General features: G+C 70.7%; 14 protein-coding genes. All 14 read left to right on the top strand.

The annotated features are described in order from the left end of the window. Positions 1 to 257 precede the first annotated feature (257 nt). The 14 genes from ACWFR1_RS03730 to ahcY all read left to right on the top strand — a co-directional run bounded on the left by ACWFR1_RS03730 (position 258) and on the right by ahcY (position 16,105). Positions 258 to 1,694, top strand: coding sequence for an MFS transporter (locus ACWFR1_RS03730; RefSeq protein ID WP_453546065.1), 1,437 nt, complete (start codon positions 258 to 260; stop codon positions 1,692 to 1,694). Between the two features lie 106 nt (positions 1,695 to 1,800). Further along, positions 1,801 to 2,970, top strand: coding sequence for a trans-sulfuration enzyme family protein (locus ACWFR1_RS03725; protein WP_453546062.1), 1,170 nt, complete (start codon positions 1,801 to 1,803; stop codon positions 2,968 to 2,970). A gap of 99 nt (positions 2,971 to 3,069) precedes the next feature. Beyond that, positions 3,070 to 3,612: a MaoC family dehydratase gene (locus ACWFR1_RS03720; protein ID WP_329625615.1), complete on the top strand. Its 543-nt coding sequence runs from the start codon at positions 3,070 to 3,072 to the stop codon at positions 3,610 to 3,612. Positions 3,613 to 3,711: 99 nt separating this feature from the next. Then, positions 3,712 to 4,554: a class I SAM-dependent methyltransferase gene (locus tag ACWFR1_RS03715; RefSeq protein WP_453546060.1), complete on the top strand. Its 843-nt coding sequence runs from the start codon at positions 3,712 to 3,714 to the stop codon at positions 4,552 to 4,554. Beyond that, entirely contained in the window at positions 4,551 to 5,594 is a 1,044-nt protein-coding gene (locus tag ACWFR1_RS03710) for a class I SAM-dependent methyltransferase (RefSeq protein WP_453546058.1), read from the top strand. The genes ACWFR1_RS03715 and ACWFR1_RS03710 overlap by 4 nt, the downstream gene beginning before the upstream one ends. Positions 5,595 to 5,637: 43 nt before the next feature. Then, on the top strand, positions 5,638 to 6,531 hold the full coding sequence (locus ACWFR1_RS03705) for a diiron oxygenase (RefSeq protein ID WP_314612306.1): 894 nt from the start codon (positions 5,638 to 5,640) through the stop codon (positions 6,529 to 6,531). A 40-nt stretch (positions 6,532 to 6,571) separates the two neighbouring features. Then, positions 6,572 to 7,471 carry a hypothetical protein gene (locus tag ACWFR1_RS03700; RefSeq protein WP_453546055.1) on the top strand — a complete coding sequence of 300 codons (900 nt, stop codon included), beginning with the start codon at positions 6,572 to 6,574 and terminating at the stop codon, positions 7,469 to 7,471. 1 nt (position 7,472) lies between these two features. Beyond that, a complete protein-coding gene (acpS, locus tag ACWFR1_RS03695) occupies positions 7,473 to 7,910 on the top strand; it encodes a holo-ACP synthase (protein WP_453546053.1) in 438 nt (145 codons plus the stop codon). 20 nt (positions 7,911 to 7,930) lie between these two features. Next, positions 7,931 to 8,194 (top strand): acyl carrier protein, encoded by a 264-nt coding sequence (locus ACWFR1_RS03690; protein WP_317597878.1) that lies wholly within the window; start codon positions 7,931 to 7,933, stop codon positions 8,192 to 8,194. Beyond that, on the top strand, positions 8,191 to 9,399 hold the full coding sequence (gene metK, locus ACWFR1_RS03685) for a methionine adenosyltransferase (protein WP_453546051.1): 1,209 nt from the start codon (positions 8,191 to 8,193) through the stop codon (positions 9,397 to 9,399). Before ACWFR1_RS03690 ends, metK begins: the two co-directional genes overlap by 4 nt. Positions 9,400 to 9,404: 5 nt before the next feature. Beyond that, entirely contained in the window at positions 9,405 to 10,388 is a 984-nt protein-coding gene (locus ACWFR1_RS03680) for a carbohydrate kinase family protein (protein ID WP_453546049.1), read from the top strand. Further along, complete coding sequence (gene metH, locus ACWFR1_RS03675) at positions 10,385 to 13,852, top strand: methionine synthase (RefSeq protein ID WP_453546047.1); 3,468 nt, start codon at positions 10,385 to 10,387, stop codon at positions 13,850 to 13,852. Before ACWFR1_RS03680 ends, metH begins: the two co-directional genes overlap by 4 nt. Then, complete coding sequence (gene metF / locus ACWFR1_RS03670; RefSeq protein ID WP_453546045.1) at positions 13,849 to 14,709, top strand: methylenetetrahydrofolate reductase [NAD(P)H]; 861 nt, start codon at positions 13,849 to 13,851, stop codon at positions 14,707 to 14,709. The genes metH and metF overlap by 4 nt, the downstream gene beginning before the upstream one ends. Next, a complete protein-coding gene (gene ahcY / locus ACWFR1_RS03665; protein WP_453546043.1) occupies positions 14,702 to 16,105 on the top strand; it encodes an adenosylhomocysteinase in 1,404 nt (467 codons plus the stop codon). Before metF ends, ahcY begins: the two co-directional genes overlap by 8 nt. Positions 16,106 to 16,107 lie beyond the last annotated feature (2 nt).

Below are 16,107 nucleotides of genomic sequence, written 5' to 3'. Positions count from 1 at the left end.
TCCCCCGTGTCGCGCTCCGCGCCGGAGGGCCCGCTTCCCCCGTGTCGCGCTCCGCGCCGGAGGGCCCGCTTCCCCCGTGTCGCGCTCCGCGCCGGAGGGCCCGCTTCCCCCGTGTCGCGCTCCGCGCCGGAGGGCCCGCTTCCCCGGTGCGCCGGTCGCGCCCTCACCTCACCCTTACATACCCCCCATGGGTATGCTACGGTGCTCCGCGAAGGTACCCCCCTGGGGTATGCAGCAGCGAGTGAAGGGTCAGGGCAATGTCAACCGTCAATCCCCGGCGCTGGTGGGCACTTGTCGTGCTCGCCGCCGCGCAGTTCATGGTCATCATGGACACCTCGATCATCGGGGTCGCACTCCCCGAGATGCAGAAGGACCTGGGCTTCACGCAGGGCGAGCTCCAGTGGGTGTTCAACGCCTACGTGATCGTCTTCGGCGGTCTGCTGCTCCTCGGCGGACGGCTCTCCGACCTCGTCGGGGCCCGCAAGATCTTCGTCACCGGCTGGGCCGTCATGATCGCCGGCTCGATCCTCGCCGCCGCCGCGCAGACCGCCTGGGTCGAGATCGCCGGCCGCGCGGTCCAGGGCGTCGGCGGCGCGCTCATCGCGCCCGCCGCGATGACCCTGCTGATGATGCTCTTCATGCACGACCCGAAGGAGCTCGGCAAGGCCATGGCGCTCTACGGCGCCGCGGCTCCCGCCGGCGGCACCGCGGGCGTGTTCCTCGGTGGTGTCTTCACCGAGTGGGCCGCCTGGCAGTGGGTCTTCATCATCTACATCCCGATCGGCCTCGCGACCCTCGCCGCGACCAAGCTCCTCCCGAACGTCGAGTCCCGCCGCGGCTCCGTCGACGTCCTCGGCGCCGTCGCCGTCACCGCCGGCCTCGCGCTCGCCGTCTTCGCCGTGGTCCGCGCCCCCGAGGTCGGCTGGGGTGCCACCGCCACGATCCTCGAACTGGTCGGCGCCGCCGCCCTGCTGGTCCTCTTCTTCGTGATCCAGAAGAGCATCCGCGAGCCGCTCATGCCGCTCAGCGTCTGGCGGGTCCCGCGCCTCGGCTCGGCCAACCTCGCGATGACGCTGCTCGGTGCCGCCTGGATCCCGATGTGGTACTTCCTCAACCTGTACCTCCAGCAGGTCCTGGGCTACGGCGCCTTCGCCTCCGGTGCGGCGTTGCTCCCGATGACCGTGCTCCTCATGATCTTCATGACGGCCATCACCTCCCGGCTCATGATGAAGTTCGGGGCCAAGCCGCTCATCGGCGGCGGTCTCCTCGTCCTCGCGGCCGGTCTGGTCTGGCTCGCGGCCGTCCCGCCGACCGGCACCTTCGTCGTCGACGTCCTGCCGGCCTCGCTGGTCGCCGCGCTCGGCATGTCCCTCGCCTACATCCCGGCGATGATCGCCGCGATGTCCGGCGCCCCGCAGGAGCAGGCCGGCCTCGCCTCCGGCATCGTCAACACCACCTACAACGTCGGCTCCGCGCTCGGCCTCGCCGCGCTGACCGCCGTCGCCATGTCCCAGGGCGCCGACCAGCTCGGCAACCTGCCCGCCCTCACCGACGGGTTCTCGGCCGCCTTCATCGGCGCCGCGATCATCGCCGCCGTCGGCGGTGTGATCACGCTCCTCGTCATGAAGAGCGACAAGGCCGTCGCCGCCGAGGCCGCCGCCTCCGCCCCCCAGGGCGAGAAGGTCTCCGCCTGATCCGCCGGGCGCGTCACACCGCGTGCCGCACCCAGGGGCCGCCCGATGTCCGTCACCGGACGTCGGGCGGCCCCTTTCCCGTACGCCCCCGGAAGGAACGAACGTCATGGAACCGAACACCCGCGCCGTCCACGTCTTCAACGAACCCTTCCCCGTCGGCAGTTGGCCCCTCTCCGTGCCCCTCGTGCAGTCCTCCGCCTTCGCCTTCGACTCCGCCGCCGAGCTCGCCGACGCGATGGCCGATCCCGACGGCCGGTACGTGTACAGCCGCCGCGGCAACCCGACCGTACGGGCTCTTGAGCAGACCCTGACGGGTCTGGAGGGCGGCGCCGGCGCCATCGCCTTCGCCTCCGGGATGGGCGCCCTCAGCGGCGTCCTGCTCGCGCTCCTGCGGCCCGGCGACCGGGTCGTCGCCCAGCGCTGCCTGTACGGCGGCACCCACGCCGTCCTGTCCGACCTGGCCGAGCGGTACGGGATCGAGGTCGTCCGGATCTCCGGCGACGACCCGGCCGAGCTGGAGGCGGCGGCCGTGCACCCCGCGACCCGTCTCCTCGTCCTGGAGACCATCGCCAACCCCACCGGCCAGGTCCCCGACCTGCCCGGGCTGCTCGCCGTCGCCCGCGCGACGGGCGTGACGAGCCTCGTCGACAACTCGCTCGCCTCGCCCGTGCTGTGCCGCCCCCTGGAGCTCGGCGCCGACATCGTCGTCCACTCGACGACCAAGTACCTCTCCGGGCACTCCGACGTCCTGGGCGGCGCCGCCGTCTTCGCCGACGACGAACTGCGCCGGCGCGTCTGGCCCAGGACCGTCGAACTCGGCGCCTGCGCCGACCCGTTCGCGGCCTGGCTGACCCTGCGCGGCATACCCACCCTGCCGCTGCGGATGCGCGAGCACTGCGCCAACGCGGCCGCGCTCGCCGAACTCCTCGCCACGCACGGTTCGGTGGCCGCCGTCCACTATCCGTGGCGCGCGGATCACCCCTCGTACGACACGGCCCGGAAGATCCTGGCAGGCGGCGGCGGGCTGCTCTCCTTCGAGCTCACGGGGGGCCGCGAGGCGGGCCGGGCCTTCATCGAGCGCGTACGGCTCGCGAAGCTCGCGCTGTCGCTCGGCGGCGTGGAGACCCTCGTGACGCATCCCGCCTCCACCTCGCACCGGGAGCTCTCCGCGCCGGCCCTGGCCTCCGCGGGGATAGCTCCCGGCCTGGTGCGGATGTCCGTCGGCATCGAGGACATCGAGGACCTGTGGTCCGACATCGAACAGGCTCTCTCGTAAGGGTGTTTCGAGCTTCTTTTGGGTTGACAAAATAAACGAATGATTCGTAGATTGGATGTCGCCAGGGAAAGACCACTCCTAGGTCAAGGGGGGCGCGAGATGCGCTACTTCGAGGACTTCCGGCCCGGCGACGTCCACGAGCTGGGCGCCGTCACCGTCACGGCGGAGGAGGTGCTGGAGTTCGGCAGGCGCTTCGACCCGCAGCCCTTCCACACGGACCCCGAGCTCGCGGAGCGTTCGCAGTTCGGCGGTCTGATCGCGAGCGGCTTCCACACGCAGTCGATGTTCATGCGGCGGTACGTGGACGGCCTGCTCGCCTACAGCGCCTGTATGGGCTCGCCCGGCATCGACGAGGTCCGCTACCTGCGGCCCGTCCGCCCGGGCGACGTCCTCACCGCGCGCGTCGAGATCCTCGGCTCCACCCCGTCGCCGTTCAACCGCACCACCGGCACCGTGAAACCGCGGTGCACCCTGGTGGCCGCTGACGGGACGGCCGTGTTCAGCATGATCCTGCACAGCATCTTCCGCCGGCGCCCCGCCGACTCCGAGGCCGACCATCTGTCGTCGATGCCCGCGGCCGAGGACCCCGTCGCGTGCGGGCGACCGGCGGCGAAGAGCGCTGTCCCGGCCATGAGCGCCTGACGAACCGTCCTTCGTCAGGCCCTGAACACGGCCGTCCGCATCACCCCCCACCCTCGTCTCGACTCTTCCCGCCCGTTCGCCAGTGAAGGGGGACCTCCTGTGGAGGCCGTATCCCGCACCGCCCAGTGGACCGCCGCCGCGCGCGCCCTGGAGACCGAGCGCGAGGACCGGCTGTTCGCCGATCCCTACGCGCGCACCGTCGCCGACGAGATCGGCTTCGAGCTGCTCAAGCGCTACGACGGGGGCGGCATCGTGCCGTTCCTCGCCATCCGCACCACCTACCTCGACCGGGCCATCGTCAAGGCGGTGGAGGAGCGGGGCATCCGCCAGGTCGTCTTCCTCGCCGCCGGCATGGACACCCGCTTCTTCCGGCTGCCCTGGCCCGACGGCGTCACCGTCTACGAGCTCGACCGCCCCGCGCTCCTCGCCGCCAAGGCCGAGATGCTGGCGGACGAGCCGCAGCCGGCCGGCCGCACCCGGGTCACCGTCCCGGTCGACCTCACCCAGGACTGGACCGGCCCCCTGAAGGAGGCGGGCTGGAAGAGCGAGGAGCCCGTCCTCTGGGTCGTCGAGGGCCTGCTGTTCTTCCTGCCCGAGCAGGCCGTGCGCACCCTCATCTCGACGCTCTCCGCGCACGCCGCGCCCGGCTCGGTGCTGCTCGGCGACGTCATCTCGAAGGCCGCCCTGGTCAACCCGCTGGCCCGCACCTTCCTCAAGGCCCTGCACGACGACGGCAACCCGTGGCTGTTCGGCACCGAGGAGCCCGAGGCGCTGCTCGCCGACTGCGGCTGGGCCGTACGCGAGGTCAGGCAGCCCGGCGAGGACGGCGCCGACTTCGAGCGCTGGCCCTACCAGGTCGCGCCGCGCGCCCTCCCGGGCGTCCCGAGGTCGTTCCTCTTCACCTGCGATTTGCCCACTCACAGCGAGGAGAAGGCGGCATGAGCGCCCACGACTTCCACCAGCGGGTCATCACCGACGCCGGCGCGGCCGTCCGCGGCCTGACCGTCGCCCTCGGCGAGCGCCTCGGCCTCTACAAGGCGCTTGCCGAGCAGGGCCCGCTCACCGCCTCCGCACTCGCGGCGGCGACCGGCACGAACGAGCGGTACATCGAGGAGTGGCTGCACGCCCAGCTCTCCGCCGGGTACGTCGAGCGGCACCCCAGCTCGCTCACGTACACGCTCCCCGCCGACCACGTCGAGGTCCTCGCCGACCCGAAGGCCGTCACGTACGCCGCCGGGTTCTTCACCGCCCTCAAGGCGCTGTACGCCACCGAGGACCTGCTCGTCGAGGCGTACCGCACCGGTGACGGCGTCGGCTGGGCCGAGCACGACGCGGCCCTCGACACCGGCATGGGCTCCTTCTTCCAGCCCACGTACGAGCACAAGCTCGTCCCGGACTGGCTGCCCGCGCTGCACGAGGTCACCGACAAGCTGGGAGGAGGCGGCACCGTCGCCGACGTCGGCTGCGGCGTCGGCCACACCACGCTGCTGATCGCCAAGGCGTTCCCGCAGGCCACCGTCCACGGCTTCGACTACTCCGAAGAGGCCATCTCGATCGCCCGTGAGCTCGCCGAGGAGGCCGGTCTCTCCGACCGGGTCGTCTTCGAGGTCGCCTCGGCCGACGACTACCCGGGCTCCGGCTACGACCTGGTGTGCTTCTTCAACGCCCTGCACGACATGGGCGACCCGGTCGCCGCCGCCCAGCACGTCCACAAGTCCCTGGACGCGGACGGTACCTGGATGCTCGTCGAGTCGAACGTGTCGCCGCAGGACATCGACACGCAGACGCCGGCCGCCCGCATGTTCATGGCCCTGTCGGCCGTGATGTGCCTGCCGGTCGCGGTCGCGCAGCGCGGCCCGCACGCCCTCGGCAACCACTCCGGCGAGAAGGCCTTCCGGGGCATCGCGGAGGAGGCCGGCTTCACCCGCTGGCGCCGGGCCACGGAGACCGCGGTCAACGCGGTCTACGAAGTCCGGCCGTAACCGGCCGCCACCGCCCGAACCCCATCGTCAGAGGAGCACCACCATGGGCGTGTCCGCCCCCCTGCCCGTCACCGACCGGTTCATGGAGGTCCTGGAGCGGCTCAGCGAGCGCTCCGTGGAGGACTACTACAACCCGTACCAGACCTTCCAGTGGCCCGAGACGCTGGAGGAGAACCGTTTCTGGATGACTCCGGAGCTGCTCACCGTCTACGGCACCGAGCACTACGACACCCTCGGTGAGGAAACGCTTCAGCGCCTGTCGAAGTGGGAGTCCATCAACTTCTACAGCCTGAACGTGCACGGCATCCGCGAGCTCCTCATCGAGGTCGTCGGCCGCATCCACATGCCGGGCTTCGAGGTCCCCTCGGACTTCTTCCACCACTTCATCGGTGAGGAGAACGAACACATGTGGTTCTTCTCCGAGTTCTGCCGCCGCTACGGCCACAAGATCTACGGCTCCACCGCGATGCGCGCCGACGCGGCCTGGGAGCCCGAGGTCGAGAACTTCCTGGTCTTCACCCGCATCCTCTTCTTCGAGGAGCTGGTGGACCACTACAACTCCCGGATGGCGAAGGACGACTCCCTCTGCCACACCATCCGCGAGGTCAACCGCATCCACCACCAGGACGAGTCCCGGCACATCGCCTTCGGCCGCGAGCTGGTCTCGCTCCTCTACAGCCGGATGTGCCAGTCGGTCAGCGCCGAGCGGGTCCGTGAGGTGGAGGCGTACCTCAAGCGGTACGTCGTCTACAGCACCAACTCCCTCTACAACCCCCACGTCTACCGCGACGCCGGCATCCCGGACCCGCTGGCCCTGCGCAACTCGCTGGTCGCCGACGAACGCCGCCGCCCGCACGAGCGCAAGGCCATCCGCAAGCCGCTCTCCTTCTTCCTGAAGACCGGGATCTTCTCCGACGACACCCTGCCCGTCGTCTGAGCGCGCCCGCGAGACCTCCCACCCGAGAGGTGAAGAGTTCATGACCGTGACGACCCCCGCGCATGCCGGGGAAACCCGGGGGCAGACGAGGGGCCTGCCCTCGCTCGGCCCCGAGGGGACCCGCCTCCTGCGGCTCCTCGACGACACCTTCGAAGGCTGGGGAGTGGACGCGGGCGCCCGCCCGATGACCATGCCCCCGCTCCTGCCGGCCGCCGACCTGGCGAAGCTGGACTACTACGACAACTTCCCGCACCAGGCCGTCCTCGCCGCCCCGCTCGACCTGGAGCGCCGCGCGACCACGCCCTTCTCCGCGGACACCGGCCGCTTCCCGAGCGACGCCCTCGAACCGGCCGCGCTCGGACTGCCCTCGGCGTCCTGCTACGCCGTCTACCTCGACCACCAGGGCACCCGGGTCGCGGACGACACCCTCGTGACCATCTGCTCCTGGTGCTTCCGCAAGGAGACCCACTACGAGGGCATGCGGCGCCAACTCGGCTTCCGTATGCGGGAGATCGTCGCCATCGGCGCGCGCGAGCACGCCGAGACGCATCTCGCGTCCTTCACCGACCGCATCCAGGCCTTCGCGGCGGCGCTCGACCTGCCGCTGCGCAAGGAGGCCGCCTGCGACCCGTTCTTCGACAAGGGCGGCTCGAAGGCGCTCCTCCAGCGGCTCACCCCGGTGAAGTACGAGTTCCTGTACGAGGACCTGGCGATCGCCTCGGTCAACACCCACCGGAACTTCTTCGGCGACCGGTGCGACATCACCCTGGAGTCGAGCGGCGGAGCGGCCTTCACCAGCTGTGTCGCCTTCGGTCTGGAACGATGGCTGTCCGCGCTGACACGGCGCCACGGCGACTGGGAGTCCGCCACTCGGGCGGTGCTCGACGCGAACGCCCGCATGCGGGCCGATGCGAGTGGCGCGGCCGGGCCGGTGATCTGACGTGCCGGCCCGTCCCGCCGCCCCGCCGGCGGGCGGCCTGGGGTGGGCGAACCTCGGCATGGACATCGTGTCCGTCAACCGTGTCCGCAGGCTCCTCGCCCAGTACGGCGAGACGTTCTTCGAGCGGATGCTCACCCCCGGCGAGCTCGCCGACTGCCGCACGTCCTCCGGGCTCGACATCCTGAGCCTCTGCGGGCGGATCGCGGCCAAGGAAGCGGCCTTCAAGACCTTACGGGTCAGAGGCAGGTTCCTGCCCTGGCCGGACATCGTCGTACGGCGCTCCGAGGGCGGCTGGCCGCTCGTGGAGCTGCACCGGGCCGCCGCCGAGATGGCCGCCGAGTCCGGGATCACCGAGATCACCGTGTCCATCAGCCACGACGTGGACTACGCGGTCGCGGTGGCCGCCCCGATCATCGCCCCCGTCACCCCCCTTCAGTAGCAGCTATAAGGAGAGCAACCATGGCCGACGGCCTGCAGACGGTGAAGAACTGGATCCTCGACCGTCACCCCGAGCGCGACGACATCGCCTCCGACCTCGACCTGATCGAGAACCGCCTCATCGACTCGCTGTCCTTCGTCGAGTTCGTCTTCCTCCTGGAGCAGGAGAGCGGCACCTCGATCCAGATGGAGACCCTGGAGGTCGAGTCGATCCGCACGCTCGGCGCCATCGAGCAGCACTTCTTCAACGCCCCGGCGCAGGCTCCGGTGGAGGTCCAGGCATGAGCCGCCGCCTCTTCACCTCGGAGTCCGTCACCGAGGGACACCCCGACAAGATCGCCGACCGGATCAGTGACACGATCCTGGACGCGCTCCTCACCGAGGACCGGTCCTCCCGCGTCGCGGTCGAGACCCTGATCACCACGGGTCTCGTGCACATCGCGGGCGAGGTCACCACCACGGCGTACGCGCCGATAGCGAAGCTGGTGCGCGAGGCGATCCTCGACATCGGCTACGACTCCTCCGCGAAGGGCTTCGACGGCGCCTCCTGCGGCGTCTCGGTGTCCATCGGCGCCCAGTCGCCGGACATCGCGCAGGGCGTCGACACGGCCTACGAGTCCCGGGTCGAGGGCGCGGGCGACGAGCTCGACGCCCAGGGCGCCGGCGACCAGGGCCTGATGTTCGGCTACGCCTGCGACGACACCGCCGAGCTGATGCCGCTGCCGATCGCGCTGGCCCACCGCCTGTCGCGCCGGCTGACCGAGGTCCGCAAGAACGGCACCGTGCCGTACCTGCGGCCCGACGGCAAGACGCAGGTCACCATCGAGTACGACGGTGACCGCCCGGTCCGCCTGGACACGGTGGTCGTCTCCTCGCAGCACGCCGCCGACATCTCCGTCGAGGGCCTGCTGACCCCGGACGTCCGGGAGTACGTCGTCGAGCACGTCCTCAAGGAGCTCGTCGAGGAGGGCGTCAGCCTGGAGTCCGACGGCTACCGGCTCCTGGTCAACCCGACCGGGCGCTTCGAGGTCGGCGGCCCGATGGGCGACGCCGGACTCACCGGCCGGAAGATCATCATCGACACGTACGGCGGCATGGCCCGCCACGGCGGTGGTGCCTTCTCGGGCAAGGACCCGTCGAAGGTGGACCGTTCGGCGGCGTACGCGATGCGCTGGGTCGCGAAGAACGTCGTCGCGGCCGGTCTCGCCCGCCGCTGCGAGGTGCAGGTCGCGTACGCGATCGGCAAGGCGGAGCCCGTCGGCCTCTTCGTGGAGACCTTCGGCACCGGCACCCTCCCGGACGAGACGATCCAGGCCGCCGTGAGCGAGGTCTTCGACCTCCGGCCGGCCGCGATCATCCGCGACCTGGACCTCAAGCGGCCCATCTACGCGAAGACGGCGGCGTACGGCCACTTCGGCCGTGAGCTCCCCGAGTTCACGTGGGAGCGCACGGACCGGGTCGAGGCCCTGAAGACGGCGGCGGGGGTCTGAGGGAGATGCGTATCGCTGTCACGGGATCCATCGCGACCGACCATCTGATGACCTTCCCCGGCTGGTTCAGCGAGCAGCTTCTCGCCGACCGGCTGGACCGGGTCTCCCTGTCGTTCCTCGCCGACAACCTGGAGGTCAGGCGTGGCGGAGTGGCAGCGAACATCGCCTTCGGGCTCGGTGTGCTCGGGCTGCGGCCCGCCCTCGTGGGCGCGGTCGGTGCCGACTTCGAGCCGTACCGGGTCTGGCTGAAGGACCACGGTGTGGACACCGACTCGGTGCGCGTCAGCGAGTCGCTCCACACCGCCCGCTTCGTCTGTACCACCGACCGGGCCCAGAACCAGATCGCCACCTTCTACGCGGGGGCGATGGCCGAGGCGCGCGAGATCGACCTCAGGGATGTCGTCGCGCGCACCGGCCGGCTGGAACTCGTCCTGGTCTCCCCGGACGACCCCGAGGCCATGCTCCGGCACACCCGCACCTGCCGTGACCTGGGGATTCCCTTCGCCGCCGATCCGTCGCAGCAGCTGGCGCGGCTCGACGGCGAGCAGGTGCGGGAGCTGGTGGACGGGGCGCGGTTCCTCTTCACCAACGAGTACGAGACGGCCCTGCTCCTGGAGAAGTCCGGCTGGAGCGAGGCCGAGGTGCTGTCCCGGGTCGGCACCTGGGTCACCACCCACGGCGAGGCGGGCGTCCGCATCCGCGGCGCGCACCGCGCCACGCTCGCCGTCCCGGCGGTGGAGGCCGCCGGGGTCGTCGACCCGACCGGCGTCGGGGACGCCTTCCGGGCGGGGTTCCTCGCCGGGACGCTGTGGGGCGTGCCCGAGCGGTGCGCGGCGCAGCTGGGCTGCGCGGTCGCGGCGACCGTCCTCGACTACGTGGGGACGCAGGAGTACCGGCTGCACCGGGACTCGCTCCTGGACCGGATCAGGACGACGTACGGGGTGGGCTGCACGGCCACCCTGGTCACGCATCTGAGGGGGCTGACGTGAGCGCGGCACGGCCTTCCCTGAGGGACGAGTTCGCGACGCGGGTCGTGGTGGCCGACGGGGCGATGGGCACGATGCTCCAGGCCGCCGACCCGACGATGGACGACTTCCGGAACCTCGAAGGCTGCAACGAGATCCTCAACCTCACGCGCCCGGACATCGTCGCCTCCGTCCACGACGCCTACTTCTCGGTCGGCGTGGACTGCGTCGAGACCAACACCTTCGGGGCGAACCTCGCCGCGCTCGCCGAGTACGGCATCGAGGACCAGGTGTACGAGCTGTCGGAGGCCGGCGCCCGGATCGCCCGTACCACCGCCGACGCGCACACGGCCGGCGACGGCCGCCCCCGCTGGGTCCTCGGCTCCATGGGGCCCGGTACGAAGCTGCCGACGCTCGGCCACGTCACGTACGAGCCGCTGCGCGACGCCTTCCAGCAGAACGCGGAGGGCCTGATCCGGGGCGGCGCGGACGCCCTCCTCGTCGAGACCTCGCAGGACCTGCTCCAGACGAAGGCGGCCGTCATCGGCGCCCGCCGGGCCCTGGACTGGGTCGGCGTGGACCTGCCCGTCATCGTGCAGGTCACGGTGGAGACGACGGGCACGATGCTGCTCGGCTCCGAGATCGGCGCGGCGCTCACCGCGCTCGAACCGCTCGGCATCGACATGATCGGCCTGAACTGCGCCACGGGCCCCGCCGAGATGACGGAACACCTCCGGCATCTCTCCCGCCACGCGCGCGTCCCGATCTCGGTCATGCCCAACGCGGGCCTTCCCGTCCTCACGTCGGACGGCGCCCACTACCCGCTGTCCCCGGACGAACTGGCCGACGCGCAGGAGCGGTTCGTCCGCGAGTTCGGGCCCGCGCTGGTCGGCGGCTGCTGCGGGACGACCCCCGAGCACCTGCGGGAGATCGTGGAGCGGGTGCGCGGCGCGGCCGTGCGCGACCGGCGGCCGACGCCGGAGCCGGGCGCGTCCTCCCTCTACAGCCACGTGCCGTTCCGGCAGGACACCGCGTACCTCGCGATCGGCGAGCGGACGAACGCCAACGGCTCGAAGAAGTTCCGCGAGGCCATGCTCGACGGCCGCTGGGACGACTGCGTCGAGATGGCCCGCGACCAGATCCGCGAGGGCGCGCACCTGCTGGACCTGTGCGTCGACTACGTGGGCCGGGACGGCACGGCGGACATGGCGGAGCTGGCGGGCCGGTTCGCGACGGCCTCCACCCTGCCGATCGTCCTCGACTCGACCGAGATCGGGGTGCTGCGGGCCGGTCTGGAGAAGCTCGGCGGCCGGGCCGTCGTCAACTCGGTCAACTACGAGGACGGCGACGGCCCCGAGTCCCGCTTCGCGCAGGTCACGGCCCTCGCGAAGGAGCACGGCGCGGCGCTGATGGCGCTGACGATCGACGAGGAGGGCCAGGCCCGGAGCGTCGAGCACAAGGTGGCCGTCGCCGAGCGGCTCATCGACGACCTCACCGGGAACTGGGGGATCAGGGAGTCGGACATCCTGATCGACACCCTGACCTTCACGATCTGCACCGGTCAGGAGGAGTCCCGCAAGGACGGCGTCCACACGATCGAGGCGATCCGCGAACTGAAGCGCCGCCACCCCGACGTGCAGACCACGCTCGGCCTCTCCAACATCTCCTTCGGCCTGAACCCGGCCGCGCGCATCGTCCTCAACTCCGTCTTCCTCGACGAGTGCGTGCGGGCCGGCCTGGACTCGGCGATCGTGCACGCGTCGAAGATCCTGCCGATCGCCCGCCTGGAGAAGGAGCAGGTGGAGGTCGCGCTCGACCTGATCCACGACCGCCGCCGGGAGGGCTACGACCCGCTGCAGCGCTTCCTGGAGATGTTCGAGGGCGCGACGGCGAAGTCCCTCAAGGCCGGAAAGGCCGAGGAGCTGCTCGCGCTGCCACTCGACGAGCGGCTCAAGCGCCGGATCATCGACGGCGAGAAGAACGGCCTGGAGGCGGACCTCGACGAGGCCCTGACGGCCCGGCCCGCCCTGGAGATCGTCAACGACGTCCTGCTGGACGGCATGAAGACGGTCGGCGAGCTGTTCGGCTCCGGCCAGATGCAGCTGCCGTTCGTGCTCCAGTCCGCCGAGGTCATGAAGAGGGCGGTCGCGCATCTGGAACCGCACATGGAGAAGTCCGACGCGGACGGCAAGGGCACGATCGTCCTGGCCACCGTCCGTGGCGACGTCCACGACATCGGCAAGAACCTCGTCGACATCATCCTCAGCAACAACGGCTACAACGTCGTCAACATCGGCATCAAGCAGCCGGTCTCCGCGATCCTGGAGGCGGCGGAGGAGCACCGCGCCGACGTCATCGGCATGTCGGGCCTCCTGGTGAAGTCCACGGTCATCATGAAGGAGAACCTCCAGGAGCTGAACGGCCGGGGTCTCGCCGCCCGCTTCCCCGTGATCCTCGGCGGCGCCGCCCTCACCAGGGCGTACGTCGAGCAGGACCTCCACGAGCTGTACGAGGGCGAGGTGCGGTACGCCCGCGACGCCTTCGAGGGCCTGCGCCTCATGGACGCGCTCATGGGCGTCAAGAGAGGCGTCCCCGGAGCCGTACTGCCGCCGCTCAAGCCGCGCCGCGTACCCAAGCGCACCGAGCCCCTTCCGGAGGCCCGGGAGCCCGAGCCGGCCGGCCGCTCCGACGTCGCCGCCGACAACCCCGTACCCGAGCCCCCCTTCCTCGGGACCAGGGTCGTCCAGGGCATCCCGCTCGCCGCGTACGCCCCCTGGCTCGACGAGACGGCCCTCTTCAAGGGCCAGTGGGGCCTCAAGGACGCCGACACCATCGAGACGGAGGGCCGGCCGCGCCTGCGCGCGCTGCTCGACCGCATCGAAAGGGAGAACCTGGTCGAAGCAGCCGTCGTGTACGGCTGGTTCCCCTGTGTGTCCAAGGGCGACGACCTGATCGTCCTGGACGAGGACGGAGGCGAGCGGACCCGCTTCTCCTTCCCCCGCCAGCAGCGGGGCCGCCGCCTCTGCCTGGCCGACTTCCACCGGGCCGAGGACTCCGGCGAGGTGGACGCGGTCGCCCTCCAGGTCGTCACCGTCGGCTCCCGCATCGGCGAGGAGACGGCACGGCTCTTCGCCGCCGACTCCTACCGTGACTACCTCGAACTCCACGGCCTCTCCGTCCAGTTGGCGGAGGCGCTCGCCGAGTACTGGCACGCCAGGGTGCGCGCCGACTGGGGCATCGCCGGGGAGTCGGAACCGGCCGGCATCGAGGGCATGCTCCGCACCGAGTACCAGGGCTGCCGCTACTCCCTCGGCTACCCGGCCTGCCCCGACCTGGAGGACCGGGCGAAGATCGCCGCCCTCCTGCGCCCCGAGCGGATCGGGGTCGAGCTGTCGGAGGAGTACCAGCTGCACCCCGAGCAGTCGACGGACGCGATCGTCGTCCACCACCCGGAGGCGAGCTACTTCAACGCGGGAGGCCGCAGGTGAGTGTGACCTTCTCCTTCGAGTTCTTCCCACCGAAGACGGACAAGGGCGAACAGACCCTCTGGGACGCGATCCGCCGGGTCGAGGCCCTGTCCCCGGACTTCGTCTCCGTGACGTACGGCGCGGGCGGCTCGTCCCGCGACCGGACCATCGACGTCACGAAGCGGATCGTGACGGAGACGACGCTGCGCCCGGTGGCCCACCTGACGGCCGTCGGCCACTCGGTCGCCGAACTGCGGGCCATCATCGGCGCGTACGCGGACGCCGGGGTACGGGACGTCCTCGTCCTGCGCGGCGACCCGCCGGGCGATCCGCGCGGCGCCTGGGACCCGCACCCGCGGGGCTTCACCTACGCGTACGAACTGGTGGATCTGGTCCGGTCGTTGGGCGACTTCAGAATCGGGGTCGCGGCCTTCCCCGAGGGTCACCCGAGGTCCGCGGACCCGTCCGCCGACCTGGCGCACTTCGTCGCCAAGTGCCGTGCGGGCGCCGACTACGCCATCACGCAGATGTTCTTCGACCCGGAGGACTACCTGCGGCTGCGGGACCGGGTCGCCGCCGCCGGCTGTGACACCCCGATCATCCCGGAGATCATGCCCGCCACCGACGTGCGCCAGATCCGGCGCTTCGCCGAGCTCAGCGACGCCGCCTTCCCGGAGGACCTGGCGCACCGCCTGGAGGCGGCGAAGGACGACCCGGCGGCCGCGTACCGCATCGGCGTCGAGCACGCGACGCAGATGGGCCTGCGGCTGCTCGACGAGGGCGCGCCGGGCCTGCACTACATCACGCTGAACAAGTCGACAGCGGCCCTGGAAATCCACCGAACCATCGTGAGCGCAAGGAGCGTTGTCCATGTCTGAGTTCACCGACTTCAAGGTCGCCGACATCTCCCTGGCCGGCTTCGGCCGCAAGGAGATCGCCCTGGCCGAGCACGAGATGCCGGGCCTGATGTCGATCCGCAGGGAGTACGCGGAGGCCCGGCCGCTGGCCGGAGCGAGGATCACCGGCTCCCTCCACATGACCATCCAGACGGCGGTCCTCATCGAGACGCTCGTCGCGCTCGGCGCCGAGGTCCGCTGGGTGTCCTGCAACATCTACTCGACGCAGGACCACGCGGCCGCCGCGATCGCCGCCGCCGGGATCCCGGTCTTCGCCTGGAAGGGCGAGACCCTGGAGGAGTACTGGTGGTGTACGGAGCAGGCGCTGACCTGGCCGGACGCCGACGGCCCCAACATGATCCTGGACGACGGCGGTGACGCCACGCTCCTCGTCCACAAGGGTGTGGAGTACCAGAAGGCCGGCGAGGTCCCGGACCCGTCGACCGCCGAGAACGACGAGCACCGGGTGATCCTGGAGCTGCTGAGGGACACCACCCTCGACTGGGCCACGATCGCCGCCGGGATCCGGGGCGTGACCGAGGAGACCACGACGGGCGTCCACCGCCTGTACGAGATGCACCGCGAGGGCGCGCTGCTCTTCCCGGCGATCAACGTGAACGACGCCGTGACGAAGTCGAAGTTCGACAACAAGTACGGCTGCCGCCACTCCCTCATCGACGGCATCAACCGCGCCACGGACGTCCTCATCGGCGGCAAGACGGCGGTGGTCTTCGGCTACGGCGACGTCGGCAAGGGCAGCGCCGAGTCGCTGCGCGGCCAGGGCGCCCGGGTGATCATCACCGAGATCGACCCGATCTGCGCGCTCCAGGCGGCCATGGACGGCTACCAGGTGGCGACGCTCGAGGACGTCGTCGAGACCGCCGACATCTTCATCACGACCACCGGCAACAAGGACATCATCATGGCGTCCGACATCGCCCGCATGAAGCACCAGGCGATCGTCGGGAACATCGGCCACTTCGACAACGAGATCGACATGGCCGGCCTGGCACGGATCCCGGGGATCGTGAAGGACGAGGTCAAGCCGCAGGTCCACACGTGGACGTTCGAGGACGGCAAGGTCGTCATCGTCCTCTCCGAAGGCCGCCTGCTGAACCTCGGCAACGCGACCGGCCACCCCTCCTTCGTCATGTCGAACTCCTTCGCGGACCAGACGCTGGCCCAGATCGAGCTCTTCACGAAGCCGGAGGAGTACCCGGTGGACGTGTACACGCTGCCGAAGCACCTGGACGAGAAGGTCGCCCGGCTGCACCTCGACGCCCTCGGCGTGCGGCTGACGACGCTCCGCCCCGAGCAGGCGTCGTACATCGGGGTCCCGGTGGAGGGCCCGTACAAGCCGGACCACTACCGCTACTGAGC

This window comes from Streptomyces sp. NPDC055103 (genome assembly GCF_053607625.1).
The sequence above is the reverse complement of the archived record's forward strand: the minus strand, read 5'-3'. Positions and strand labels throughout refer to the sequence as shown.